At 63.0% G+C, this 12,396-nt stretch carries 10 protein-coding genes; 1 reads left to right on the plus strand and 9 read right to left on the minus strand.

All coding sequences use genetic code 11. The features are described from left to right. Window positions 1–187: 187 nt before the first annotated feature. The 8 genes from EN749_RS19410 to EN749_RS19445 all read right to left on the minus strand — a co-directional run bounded on the left by EN749_RS19410 (window position 188) and on the right by EN749_RS19445 (window position 9,568). The gene (locus EN749_RS19410) at window positions 188–1,303 is read right to left on the minus strand and encodes an ABC transporter ATP-binding protein (RefSeq protein WP_023810089.1); all 1,116 of its coding nucleotides are present in this window, start codon (window positions 1,301–1,303) and stop codon (window positions 188–190) included. A gap of 4 nt (window positions 1,304–1,307) precedes the next feature. Next, entirely contained in the window at window positions 1,308–2,252 is a 945-nt protein-coding gene (locus EN749_RS19415; protein ID WP_128363740.1) for a carbohydrate ABC transporter permease, read from the minus strand. Then, the gene (locus EN749_RS19420) at window positions 2,249–3,205 is read right to left on the minus strand and encodes a sugar ABC transporter permease (RefSeq protein ID WP_024502750.1); all 957 of its coding nucleotides are present in this window, start codon (window positions 3,203–3,205) and stop codon (window positions 2,249–2,251) included. Before EN749_RS19420 ends, EN749_RS19415 begins: the two co-directional genes overlap by 4 nt. 104 nt (window positions 3,206–3,309) lie before the next feature. Then, window positions 3,310–4,563 carry an ABC transporter substrate-binding protein gene (locus tag EN749_RS19425; RefSeq protein ID WP_032900903.1) on the minus strand — a complete coding sequence of 418 codons (1,254 nt, stop codon included), beginning with the start codon at window positions 4,561–4,563 and terminating at the stop codon, window positions 3,310–3,312. 57 nt (window positions 4,564–4,620) lie between these two features. Beyond that, on the minus strand, window positions 4,621–6,132 hold the full coding sequence (locus EN749_RS19430) for an aldehyde dehydrogenase family protein (protein WP_128363741.1): 1,512 nt from the start codon (window positions 6,130–6,132) through the stop codon (window positions 4,621–4,623). 10 nt (window positions 6,133–6,142) lie between these two features. Continuing rightward, window positions 6,143–6,919, minus strand: a complete 777-nt coding sequence (locus tag EN749_RS19435) for an enoyl-CoA hydratase/isomerase family protein (protein ID WP_127809380.1) — start codon at window positions 6,917–6,919, stop codon at window positions 6,143–6,145. Further along, window positions 6,912–8,513, minus strand: coding sequence for an acyl CoA:acetate/3-ketoacid CoA transferase (locus EN749_RS19440; RefSeq protein WP_127809381.1), 1,602 nt, complete (start codon window positions 8,511–8,513; stop codon window positions 6,912–6,914). The genes EN749_RS19435 and EN749_RS19440 overlap by 8 nt, the downstream gene beginning before the upstream one ends. Continuing rightward, on the minus strand, window positions 8,510–9,568 hold the full coding sequence (locus EN749_RS19445; protein ID WP_027037607.1) for a LacI family DNA-binding transcriptional regulator: 1,059 nt from the start codon (window positions 9,566–9,568) through the stop codon (window positions 8,510–8,512). Before EN749_RS19445 ends, EN749_RS19440 begins: the two co-directional genes overlap by 4 nt. Window positions 9,569–9,807: 239 nt before the next feature. Here EN749_RS19445 and EN749_RS19450 point away from each other — a divergent pair, with 239 nt between their 5' ends. Beyond that, a complete protein-coding gene (locus tag EN749_RS19450) occupies window positions 9,808–10,962 on the plus strand; it encodes a dihydrodipicolinate synthase family protein (RefSeq protein WP_128363742.1) in 1,155 nt (384 codons plus the stop codon). 157 nt (window positions 10,963–11,119) lie between these two features. Here the strand turns inward: EN749_RS19450 and EN749_RS19455 are convergent. Continuing rightward, window positions 11,120–12,396, minus strand: a 1,277-nt coding sequence (locus tag EN749_RS19455; protein ID WP_145990949.1) for an alginate lyase family protein, incomplete at its 5' end; no start/stop codon positions are given.

Raw genomic sequence — 12,396 nt, forward strand, 5'->3', positions numbered from 1 at the left:
CTCCAGCATCAGGATCGAGGCGCCGCTGCCGGCAAGGCCGGAAGCGATCGTGGCGCCGCCGATGCCGGAGCCGATGATGACGATGTCCGGATTTGTCATGGCCTAAATCGCGTCCCGACGCGCTTTAGTTTTTTGTTTTGATGCATGTCGTTGCCCCAAAACCGGATCCACTTTTGGGCGACATACATTAGCGAATACGGGTCTCGGTCGCCGGATCGAAGAACACCGCCTTGGTCAAGTTGAAGGCAAGCGGCGTGTTGGTACCCGGCTGGATGTTGGCGTCGGCGCGCAGCCGCGCCACCACGCCCTTGCCGCCGAGATTGGTGACGGCGAAAGTGTCCGAGCCGGCCGGTTCGACGACCTCGATGTGACAGTCGGCGGTGGCGATGTGCGAAGCGTTGCGCTCGGCACCTTCCGGATCGGTCAGGGCTTCGGGGCGGACACCGAAGATGATCGGCTTGCCCTGGAATGCCGACAGGCCGGCCGGTGCATTGGCCATCGGCAGCGAGATCGGCTCTCGTGCTTCGCGCTGCAGCACGACGGACAGCGCGTTGCCTGACGTGCCGATCGTCGCCGGGATCAGGTTCATCGCCGGCGAGCCCATGAAATCGGCGACGAAGAGATTGCTCGGGTTGTTGTAGATTTCGGCCGGCGTGCCGAACTGCTGCACCTCGCCATCGCGCATGACCGCGATCTTGGTGGCTAGCGTCATCGCCTCGATCTGGTCGTGTGTGACGTAGACGATGGTGGTGCCGGTGGTGGCATGCAGGCGCTTGATCTCGATGCGCATGTCGACGCGCAGCTTGGCGTCGAGGTTGGACAATGGCTCGTCGAAAAGGAACAGTTTTGGGTCGCGCACCAGCGCCCGGCCCATGGCGACGCGCTGGCGCTGGCCGCCCGAAAGCTGGCTCGGCTTGCGCTGCAAGAGGTGGCCGATCTGCAGCACCTTGGCCACCTTGTCGATCGCCTTCTGGCGCTCCGCCGCCGGCACGCCGCGCATCTCCATGCCGAACGAGATGTTTCCGGCCACCGTCATGTTCGGGTAGAGCGCATAGCTCTGGAACACCATGGCGATGTCGCGCTTGGAGGGGTGCAGATCGTTGATGGTGCGGCCGTCGACACGGATTTCGCCCGAGGTGATTGTCTCCAGGCCGGCGATGGTGTTGAGCAAGGTCGACTTGCCGCAGCCGGAAGGGCCGACCAGCACCAGGAAGCCGCCTTTCTCGAGCTCGACATCGATCCCTTTGAGGATCTCGACCTGGCCGAAGCGCTTCCTCAAACCATCAATTTCCAGAAAAGCCATCAGATCATCCTTTGACGGCGCCCGCCATCAGACCGCGCACGAAATAGCGGCCGGCGAGCACATAGACGAGAAGGGTGGGCAGTGCCGCGATCATCGCGGCGGCCATGTTGACGTTGTATTCGACGACGCCGGTCGACGTGTTGACGACGTTGTTGAGCGCCACCGTCATAGGCATCGCATCGCCGGTGCCGGCGTATGCCGAGGCGAACAGGAAGTCGTTCCAGATGTTGGTGAACTGGTAGATCACCGTGACGACGAAGATCGGCATCGAATTCGGCAGCATGATGCGGCGGAAGATCTGGAAGAAGGATGCGCCGTCGACCTGTGCCGCCTTGACCAGTTCGGTGGGGAACGCCTCGTAGTAGTTGCGGAAGAACAGCGTGGTGAAGCCGATGCCGTAGACGACGTGGACGAAAACCAGATTGACCGTCGGGTTGCCGAGGCCAAAGCTGGTTCCCGTCGCATTCTGCAGCGTGACGCCGAAGCGGCCAAGGCTGCCGAGGATGGTCGCCATCGGCAGCAGCACCGACTGGAACGGAATGAAGCAGGCGAACAGCATCAGCCCGAACACCAGCGTTGCCCCGCGGAAACGCCATTTGGTCAGCACGTAGCCATTCAGCGCTCCGAGCATCGTCGAGATCAGCACGGCCGGGACCACCATCTTGATGGAGTTCCAGAAATAGCCCTTGATGCCGGCGCAGGTGAGGCCGACGCAGGTCTCGCCCCAGGCCTTCAGCCAGGGATCGAAGGTCGGTGCCCTGGGCAGCGCCAGCATGTTGCCGTTCTGGATCTCGTCCATGGTCTTGAACGAGGTCACCAGCATGACGAACAGCGGCATCAGATAAAATAGCGCAAACAGCGCCAGCAGCCCGTAGATGACGATGCGGTTGATGACCCTGGCGTTGACGCCGCCGGAGGCCTGGCGGGCGGGAGTGGTGACGGCGCTCATCGCGGCTTCTCCCGCAGTTCCGAATAGAGATAGGGCACGATGATTGCGACGATGGTCATCAGCATGATCACCGCACTGGCCGAGCCGACGGCCATTTCGTTGCGCTTGAACGTGTACTCATACATGAAGTTGGAGGGCAGCCAGGCCGAGCCGCCGGGGCCGCCGCTGGTCAGCGCCACGACCAGATCGTAGGACTTGATGGCGAGGTGCGCGAGTACGATGAAAGCCGACAGGAAGATCGGCCGCAGCAGCGGGATGACGATGCGGCGGTAAAGCTGGAAGGTGGTGGCGCCGTCGATCTGCGCCGCCTTCATGATCTCGCCGTCGATGCCGCGCAGGCCGGCCAGGAACATCGCCATGATGAAGCCGGAGGCCTGCCAGACGCCGGCAATGACCACCGTGTAGATGACGAAATCCTTGTTCTTGATCCAGTCGAAATGGAAGCTCGTCCAGCCCCATTGATGCAAGGTCTGCTCGAGGCCGAGGCCGGGATCGAGGAACCATTTCCAGGCGACGCCGGTGACGATGAAGGACAGCGCCATCGGGTAGAGATAGATCGGCCTCAGCACGCCTTCGCCGCGGATCTTCTGGTCGAGCAGGATGGCCAGGAACAGGCCGAGCGCCAGGCAGATTGCGATGTAGAGGAAACCGAAAATACCCATATTGGTTATCGACGTGTACCAACTCGACGGCGGGTCTGTGTCGAAGGTCCAGCCCCACAGCCGCTGATAGGCGCGCGAGCCGGTCAGGACATAGGATGGAAAGGTCTTGGAGTTGGTGAAGGACAGATAGATCGTCCACAGGATGAAGCCGTAGACGAAGACGATGGTGATGGCGAAGCTCGGCGCCAGCACGATCTTCGGCAATGCGTCCTGCAGGCGTGAGCGCACCGAGGCGCGTGGCCGCGCATGCTCCGGCGTCAGCTTGATCTGGCTTGTCGCTACCGTGCTCATGGGGCTTCCTCCCGTCGACTCGCGGCCAACCAGCTTCGCGGATCTAAGTTCGCGGATCTGGGCCTTCCCCGCCGGAGCGGGGAAGGCGTTTTGGCGCGTGGCGCTTACTTGGCGTCGTCGATCGCCTTGACCAGCTCGGTCACGGCTTCGTCCGAGGTCTTGATCTGACCATGGACGAATTTGGAGACGACATCCTTGTAGGCATTGGCGACCGCCGGAGGCGCGCCATAGCCCTGGGCCAGCGAGCCGAACAGCGTGCCGCCTTCGTTGGCTGCCTTCAGGTCGGCGATGCCCTTCTTGCCGCAAGCGTCGAAGTCGGTGTCCGGAACGTCGGTACGGGCCGGGACCGAACCCTTGACGACGTTGAAGGCCGACTGGAAGCTCTTCGACAGGGTGGCGGTGGCCAGCGCAACCTGGGCGGCCTTGCGGTCGTCCGGAACGTTGAACATGCCGAACATGTCGGAGTTGTAGATCACCGAGCCGTCGGTGCCCGGGAAGCGATAGCACAGGAAGTCGGTGCCCGGCGTTTTCTTGGCGGCGTTGAACTCGCCCTTGGCCCAGTCGCCCATGACCTGCACCAGGGCGTCGCCCTTGATGACCATGGCGGTGGCAAGGTTCCAGTCGCGGCCGGAGAAGTTGGGGTCGACATAGGTGACGAGCTTGGCCAAATTGTCGAACGACTTCTTCATCGTGTCGGACTTCAGGGATGCGTCATCGAGGTCGTTGAAGGCCTTCTTGTAGAACTCAGGTCCGCCGGTCGACAGCACGACCGAGTCGAACATGGTGGCTTCCTGCCAGTTCTGGCCGCCGAGAGCGAGCGGGATCACCCCTGCCGCCTTGGCCTTGTCGAGCAGGGCAACGAAGTCGTCGAAGGTCTTCGGCTCGGTGCCGCCGATCTTGTCCAGGACGGCCTTGTTGATCCACAGCCAGTTGACCGAGTGAACGTTGACCGGCGCCGCGACCCACTTGCCGTCATAGACCGAAAACTTCTGCAGGGCTGCCGGAACGGACTTGTCCCAGCCTTCCTTCTTCGCCGTTTCGGTCAGGTCGCCCATGACGCCGGCAGCGGCGTAGTCGAGCACGGTATAGCCGAGCATCTGCGAGGCGGTCGGATAATTGCCGGCCGCGACCATCGCCTTCAGCGCGGTCATGGCGGCATCGCCGCCGCCGCCGGCCACCGGCACGTCCTTCCAGGCATAGCCTTCCTTGGCCAGGTCGCCCTTAAGGACGTTGAGAGCAGCCGCTTCGCCGCCCGACGTCCACCAATGCAGCATCTGCACTTCCTTGACGTCCTCGGCGTGGGCCGCGAAAGCCAGGCCGGATGCGAGAGCGGTTCCGATAAGCAGTTTGCGCAACATGTACTACCTCCCTTGTTGCATTACACGACCGGTGAAGCCCACCGGGTTCTTCTCAACTCAGCCGACCCACCACCCGGTGCGCAGGCCGCGATGAAACTGGATTGTCTTTTCCTCGGTATAGTCCTCGACGGCGCGTTTGCCGAGTTCGCGTCCGAGACCGGACTGCTTGTAGCCTCCGAACGGCAGCTCGGGATAACCTTCCATGAATGTGTTCACCCAAACGGTTCCCGAACGCACTCCACGCGCCACCGACATGCAAGTGTCGATGCTGGCGCTCCACACGCCCGCCGACAAACCATAGGGCGTGTTGTTGGCGATGTGCAACGCCTTTTCAATCGATTCAAAAGTCAGCACCGAGAGCACCGGACCGAACACTTCCTCGCGCGCTATGGCCATCTCCTCGGTAACGCCGCGGATGATGGTGGGATCGAGGTATTGGCCGACATTGGAGGCCAATTGCTTGCCTCCGCTGTAAACCTGGCTGCCGTCGCCTTCAGCGGCAGAAACATAGCCCGCCACCTTCTTCAGATGGTCGGACGAGATCATCGCGCCGACCTTGGTTTGGTCATCGAGCGGATCGCCGACCGTGACCCTGGCGGTAAGCGCCTTGACGGTGCTGAGAAAATCGTCGGCGATCGCCTCGTGAACGATCAGCCGGCTCCCGGCATTGCAGCACTCGCCGGCATTGAAGAAGCCGCCGAACACCGCCGCATCGGCGGCCGCTTCGAGGTCGGCGTCCGGGAAGACGATCTGGCCGTTCTTGCCGCCGAGCTCCATCGAGACTTTCTTCAGCGACTGCGCGGCGGACGCCATCGTCATCTTGCCAACGCGGGTGGAGCCGGTGAACGAGACCATCTTGACCAGCGGGTGGCTGACCATCGGCGCACCGACATCGGCGCCAAGCCCGGCCAGGATATTGACGACGCCGGCGGGCAGGCCGGCCTGCATCAGGATATCGCCGAGCACGAAGGTCGAGGCCGAGGTCATTTCGCTAGGCTTGACCACCGCCGTGCAGCCGGCGGCGAGCGCGAAGGGCAGTTTCTGGCTGACGATCAGGAACGGGAAATTCCATGGGGTGATGATCGAGACGACGCCGATCGGCTCGCGCAGGACGACGCCCAGCATGGCATCGCCGAGATTGGCGTAGGATTCACCATGCAGCGTGCGGGCAAGCGAGGCGGCATAGCGCCAAATGTCGACGGCGCCGCCGATCTCGCCGCGCGCCTGGGCGATCGGCTTGCCCGATTCCAGTGCATCGAGCCGGGCGATCTCTTCCAGCCGCGCCTCGATCAAGTCGGCCGCCTTGAGCAGGATCGCGGCACGCTCGGCCGCCTTCATCCGGGGCCATGGACCGGTCTCGAACGCCTTGTGGGCGGCCTGCACAGCGGCTTCCACTTCGGCCACGCCGGCCTGTGCGTAGTGCGAGACGGTGAAGCCGTGGCCGGGGCTATTTCGAGCAATCGTGCGGCCGTCGCGGGCATCGACATGCTTGCCGTCGATCAGCAGTCTGTACGCTTTCGGCGCCGCGGACGCCTCGGCCGGCATGGCGATCTTGAGTGGGGCGTTCATCTGTTTTCCTCTAGGATCTCGAAAAGGCCGGCTTCTGCTTGGCCTTGAAGGCGTCGACGCCGGCCTTGAGATCTCCGGTCAGGGCGATGAAGCCGCTGGCCAGCGCTTCGGTGGCGGCGGCACTTTCCTCGCCTTCGGCGACCGCGATCATCAGCTTGGCGGCTTCGGTCGCCAGCGGGCCGCGCTCGGCGATCTTTTCCGCCCACGCCCTTGTTTCGTCGTATGCCTTGCCAGTCGCGACCACCCGGTCGACGATGCCCAGAGCGAGTGCCTCGGGGGCGAGAAAGATCTCGCCGCCGAGCGCCATGCGGCGCACCGTCTGCGCGCCGAAGCGGCGCACGGCGCGCTGCGTGCCCGACCAGCCGGGTACGACACCGATCGAGGTTTCGGGGAAGCCCAGTTTCACCTGTGTTTCCGCCACGCGAAAATCACAAGCCACAGCCAGCTCCAGCCCGCCGCCCAGTGCATGGCCCGACAAAACAGCGATGGTCGGCTGCCTGAGCCGCGCCAGCCGGTCGAAGACGCGGTGGCCGTAGCGTACCCATTGCACCTGGAAATCGGCGGCACTCATCCGCGCCCAGGCCTCGACATCGCCACCGGCGCAAAATCCCTTGCCTTCGCCGCGCAGCAGCACGACGCGGACGCCCTCGGCCATCTCGGCCGCGTCAAGCGCCGTCTCCAACGCGCGCAGCATCGGAATGTCCAGCGCGTTGAATTTCTCCGGCCGGCGCAGCGTGACGACGCCGATGGCGCCGTCGGTTTCAAAGGTGACGAGGTGCTCAGCCATGCGCGCCTCCAAGCGAGGCGCCGCCATTCAGCGACAGGCCTATCGGTTGCTCCTGATAGAGGGCTGCCGGTGTCGTCTTGAGGTCCTTGGCAATGCCCAACAGAATTTCCGACTGCGCCAGCACATCGCGCTGCAGATCGATGCCGGGTGCGAGTTCTGTGACGACCAGGCCCTCCGGCGTCAGCCTCATCACGCAGCGTTCGGTGACATAGGTGATGTCCTGTCCCTGCGCGACTGCGCGCTTGCCCGAAAACGAGATGTGCTCGACTTCGTTGACCACCTTCTTGACCTTGCCCTCCTGATCGATGCGGATGCCGCCATCGGCCAATGAGAGTTTTGCCCCGGCGTTGAAGAAGCCGGAAAACACGATCTTCTTCGCTCGCGCGGTGATGTCGACAAAGCCGCCGGCGCCAGCCGTGACATGCGGGCGCGCCGAAAGCTTCGAGACATTGACCGAGCCATGGCGGTCGATCTGCAGGAAGGACAACAGCGAGGCGTCGAAGCCGCCCGCCTGGAAATAGATGAACTGGTGCGGCGAGGGCATGAAGGCGTCGGCGTTCGACGAACAGCCGAATTTGAAGTCGAGCAGCGGCACGCCGCCGACCGCGCCCTGTTCGATCACCCAGGTAATCTTGCCATGCTGTCCTTCCTCGAGAAGGATGCGCGGGACATTGGCGGAAATGCCGAAGCCGATGTTGACGGCCATGCCGTCGCGCAACTCCATGGCGACGCGGCGCGCGATCACTTTCTGGACGTTCATCTCCGGCGTGCGGAAGCTCGACAGCGGCCGGAAGATTTCTCCGGAGATCGCTGGGTCATAGGGTGTCAGCGTCGTCTGCAACTGGTCGGGCGCGACGACGATATGGTCCACCAGGACGCCCGGCACGCGCACGTCATGCGGTTTCAGCGTACCGTTTTCGACGACGCGCTTGACCTGCGCGATAACGATGCCGCCATTGTTACGGGCGGCGAGCGCCTGTTCGAGGCCACCGAGATAGGCGCCCTCATGCTCGTAGGTGAGGTTGCCGCGCTCGTCGGCCGACGTGGCGCGAATGATCGAGACCTGCGGCACGATGGAGCGAAAATAGAGCCATTCCTCGCCGTCGAACTGCTGCACCGAAACGATCGGCTCGCTTGCGGCGGCGTTCATGGCGCAGCCCTGGTGGCGCGGGTCGGCGAAGGTGTCGAGGCCGACCTTGGTCAGCACGCCCGGCCGCTTGGCGGCCGCTTCGCGGTGCATGTCGAACAGGATGCCGGACGGCACGTTGTAGGCGGCGACCGAATTGTCGCCGATCATCTTCCAGATCTGCGGCGGTTCGGAAGAGGAGGGGCCGGACGGGTAGGAGCCGCACAAAGTACGCTTCAGCAGGCCGGGCTTGGCCAGATGGTCGATGCCTTTGATGCCGTACATGTCCCCGGCTGCGATCGGGTGCAGCGTCGTGATGTTCTTCGGATGGCCTTCCCCGTCGAAGCGTTCGCCGATCGCGGCAAGCACGGCGTCGGGGCAGCCGAGGCCGCTCGACGACGACACGGATACGACCATGCCGTCCTTGATCAGGCCCGCTGCCTGCGCTGCCGAAACGACCTTGCTCAATTCGTGCTCCCCGAACCGGCCGTCCTGTTTCGGGTGCGGCGATCCGGGCCACAGCTTTCCCTGACGACCAGATTGACCGCGCCGATATGGTCTTCGGCGCGTGTGGTGCGCGACTGGATCATTTTCAGCATGACATGGGCGGCGCGTTCGCCGAGGCCGGCCGAATCCACCGCGACGCTGGTCAGAGCCGGCATGTAATGTTCGGCCTCGGCCACATCGTCGAAACCGACGATGGCGAAATCAGTTCCCGGCTCAAGCCCGCGCTTGCGCAGCGCCAGCATGGCGCCAAAGGCGACAGCGTCGTTGAAGCAGAGCGCCGCGGTCGGCGGTTCAGCCATAGCGAGAGCGGTTTCGAGGCACGCGATACCGCCTCTGCGGCTGGTCTCTCCCTCGACGACCAGTGCGTCGCGGTCGGAGATGCCCTGCGTCTCGCAGGCTTCGCGAAATCCGCCAAGCCGATCGTGATAGACCACCAGGTCGGACGAACCGCCGAAGAAGACCAGCCTGCGATGTCCCTTGCCGATCAGATGGGCGGTGGCGAGATAGGCGCCGCGATGATTGTCGGGCGCGATAACCGGAATACGGCTCTCGGGAAGCCGGCGCATGGCGAAGACCACCGGCAGACCTGCCGTCTCGATCCGCCTGAAGGCGCCCGGCGTCGTGCCGCGAGCCGGCGACACGATGAGGCCGGCGACGCCTTGCTCCATCAACGACTTCAGCACTTCTTCCTGGCGTACCGGATTTTCCGCCGTGTTGGCGATGAACGGCACGATGCCCGCCGACTGGAAGACCCGCTCCATGCCAACCGCCAGCTCTGCGAAGAAAGGATTGGTGAGATCGTTGATGACCATGCCGATGACATTGGAGTGCGCCTTGCGCAGATTGGCGGCGCCGCGGTTGTAGACGTAACCGACATCCTCGATCGCCTTGCGCACCTTGCTCGCTGTTTCGGGCCGGATCAGCCCGCTGCCCTGGAGCACGAGCGATACCGTCGATTTGGACACGCCTGCTTCGCGGGCGATGTCGAATATTGTCGCCTTGGCCCGGTTGGCCATCCAGATGCATCCTCCCCGAGTGCAGGCCCAAAGTTATTGGAACGTTCTAATCTCTGCTCCGCTCGTAAGTCAATCGGGATTTTTCCCGCGCCTCGAACGCCGATTGTGCGTACTCAAATGGCTTGCCCCACAAGGATTTGTGTTGCAATGCAGCATTCTTCCTGCCGTGGAGCCGGAATCTTAAAGGTTCTTGATTTATTGGAACGTTCCATTTAGTAGCGTTGAGAAGGGAGAGATCGATGGACATTTCCTTGTCTGGTGAGGGTGGCGGCAGCACCCGGTACACGCTGGTTGGCGAGCCCGTGCAGCCTGACATCGGCGCGCGATTTTCGCGTATCGCCTATGCCGCCGCGCACGTCGTTGCCGATCCGCTTGCCATGACCGATCCGTGGTCCAGGCCGGTGGTCGACTGGGACAGGACGATGGCGTTCCGTCACCATCTGTGGCGGCTGGGCTTCCGCGTCGCCGAAGCGATGGACACGTCGCAGCGCGGCATGGGTTTCGACTGGGCGAATGCACAGGAATTGATCCGCCGTTCGATCGCCGAGGCGCGTACCGTCGATGGCGCCGATCTCGCCTCGGGTGCCGGGACCGACCATCTGGCGCCCGCCGCCGCCAGGACGCTGGACGATGTGGTCACCGCCTATGAGCGGCAATTCGCTTTCATCGAAGGCTTGGGCGGCAAGGCGATCATGATGGCCAGCCGGGCACTGGCGGCTGTGGCCAAGGGGCCGGACGACTATGTCAGCGTCTACGACCGCATCCTGTCCCAAGCATCCGGCAAGGTCATCCTGCACTGGCTGGGCGACATGTTCGATCCGGCGCTCAGGGGCTATTGGGGCAGCGAGAATTTCGAGACTGCTCTCGATACAGTTGTTGCCATCATCGAACGCCACGTTGGCAAGGTGGAGGGGATAAAAATCTCGCTGCTCGATGCCGGCAAGGAGGTCGCGCTGAGGAACCGTCTGCCGGACGGCGTCGTCATGTTCACTGGCGACGATTTCAATTATCCCGAACTGATCGCCGGCGACGAGAAAAGACACTCGCACGCACTGCTCGGTATTTTCGACGCGATTGCGCCGGTCGCCAACGCGGCGCTGTCGAAACTGGCGGAGGGTGACCGCGCCGGCTATGACACATTGATGGCGCCGACCGTGCCGCTATCGCGAATAATCTTCGAGGCGCCGACCGAGTACTACAAGGCCGGCATCGTCTTTATTGCCTGGCTGAATGGCCATCAGGACCATTTTGCGATGGTCGGCGGCATGCAGTCGGCGCGCGGCATCCGTCACTATGCCGACGTGTTCCGCCTTGCCGACCAGGCAGGATTGCTCGCTGATCCCGATCTGGCGGTGGCCAGAATGAAGAGCCTTTGCACCGTCGCGGGCGTTTGATTTCGGGAAAGTGGTTCTCATCATCGACGTGACAGGCCAGGAATGCCGGATGTCCCTAGAGCAATTCCAGGAAAAGTGTGAAACGGTTTTCCGTCCGGAATTGCGTAAAAACAAGGAGTTAGAGCGGGTCGCCGTTTCCGTGAAACGGTGAACTGCTCTAACGTCTTCGCCACAGCCAAAAAGGCGCGATTGCCTCGTCTGGATGAAAAATGGGCTTGGCCGCCCTTCCCAGATCGGCAGGTGGCATCCCTGCGGGATCATGATGCGTCAGGTCGAGAAGCAGCGGCCCAAGCCGATCCGGATCGACAGTTTCGGCCGACATGGTGTGTCGCTTGTTCTCGTGCGCAACAAGCCAGTGCAGCGCCTGGACCAGTCCCAGTCCCTCGGCTGTCTTGTGCTGCCAGAGATTGTCACCAACCGAAGACAGGACACGGGCCAGCGACGTCCAGCCTTGCAAGGTAAACATGGCGTAGTGCCTGGGGCGCGTGCGGGACAGTTCCCTGGGCAAGGAGCCGTCGGCTGCGATCTGGGTCGCCAATCTCTCCCGAGCATAGAGGCTGATCTTGGCCAGGGTGGCGCTGTCGCCAAGAAATGTGGCGATCGATGCCCGCTGCAAATCGTAGTACGTTCCTTGGTTGCTGCTGCTGCAGAAGGCCGTCGCGGCTGCCGGCGCGGTGTCCAGCCATTCACAGTAGGAACCGAGCCAGGCTCTGAACGCCTCGCGATCCTCGTCGCCCAGTACTCCTGTTCGCTCGATCAAGCGTACGGCATCCAGGAAGAAATAGAAATCCTTCAGCTCGATGATGCCGTAGCCGGCCCCTTCATTGTTGTCGTGGCCCGACCGCACCTGCGCATAGCGCAAATGCGGGTTCATTCTTGTCTTGGGATCGACAAACCATGCGCGAATGAGCCTCGCGGCGTGGACGGTGTAATGACGTCCATCAAGCACGGTTGCGGCGAGCGCAAGCACGGTTGTGTCGTCGAAGACGCGCTGTAAACGTGTGCGATCGTAGGTTTCGCTTCCTGCTGCATACAATGCCGTGCCGGGCACGCGTTCGCCATCGCGCCTGATATAGGGCAGGCCATCGGGTCTGTCGGGGTCGGGCCACCAGTAAGGCGCCGGGTGAAAATAGTCCTGGGGATCCCCGCTGGGGGCTCGGCCAGTCTTGTCGAGCACGCTGAACGGACCGCGGGCGAGTGCCTGACCGGCCGCGGTTTCGAGATAGCGCAGGATGGGTCCGTCCTTTACCGCGTGGGCGAGGGCGTCTTCGTCATAGAAAGCCAGGCGGGAGGTATCAAGCCGAGCGGCGACTGCCTTGGCGTCACATTGATCGCCCATATCGACGATCGCCTGGTCGCGGCTGACCAGACGCGCGACGAAGCCGGCCTTGCCGATCTCCAGATGCGAACGTCCTGAATCCAGGCGCGCCACCC

Source organism: Mesorhizobium sp. M7A.F.Ca.ET.027.02.1.1 (assembly GCF_004022985.1).
Taxonomy (GTDB): Bacteria; Pseudomonadota; Alphaproteobacteria; order Rhizobiales; family Rhizobiaceae; genus Mesorhizobium.

Coding starts and splice junctions, on each gene's coding strand:
- EN749_RS19415 (WP_128363740.1), bottom strand. CDS start 2,252: ATGAGCGCCGTCACCACTCCCGCCCGCCAGGCCTCCGGCGGCGTCAAC.
- EN749_RS19445 (WP_027037607.1), bottom strand. CDS start 9,568: ATGGCCAACCGGGCCAAGGCGACAATATTCGACATCGCCCGCGAAGCA.
- EN749_RS19435 (WP_127809380.1), bottom strand. CDS start 6,919: ATGGCTGAGCACCTCGTCACCTTTGAAACCGACGGCGCCATCGGCGTC.
- EN749_RS19410 (WP_023810089.1), bottom strand. CDS start 1,303: ATGGCTTTTCTGGAAATTGATGGTTTGAGGAAGCGCTTCGGCCAGGTC.
- EN749_RS19450 (WP_128363742.1), top strand. CDS start 9,808: ATGGACATTTCCTTGTCTGGTGAGGGTGGCGGCAGCACCCGGTACACG.
- EN749_RS19425 (WP_032900903.1), bottom strand. CDS start 4,563: ATGTTGCGCAAACTGCTTATCGGAACCGCTCTCGCATCCGGCCTGGCT.
- EN749_RS19420 (WP_024502750.1), bottom strand. CDS start 3,205: ATGAGCACGGTAGCGACAAGCCAGATCAAGCTGACGCCGGAGCATGCG.
- EN749_RS19430 (WP_128363741.1), bottom strand. CDS start 6,132: ATGAACGCCCCACTCAAGATCGCCATGCCGGCCGAGGCGTCCGCGGCG.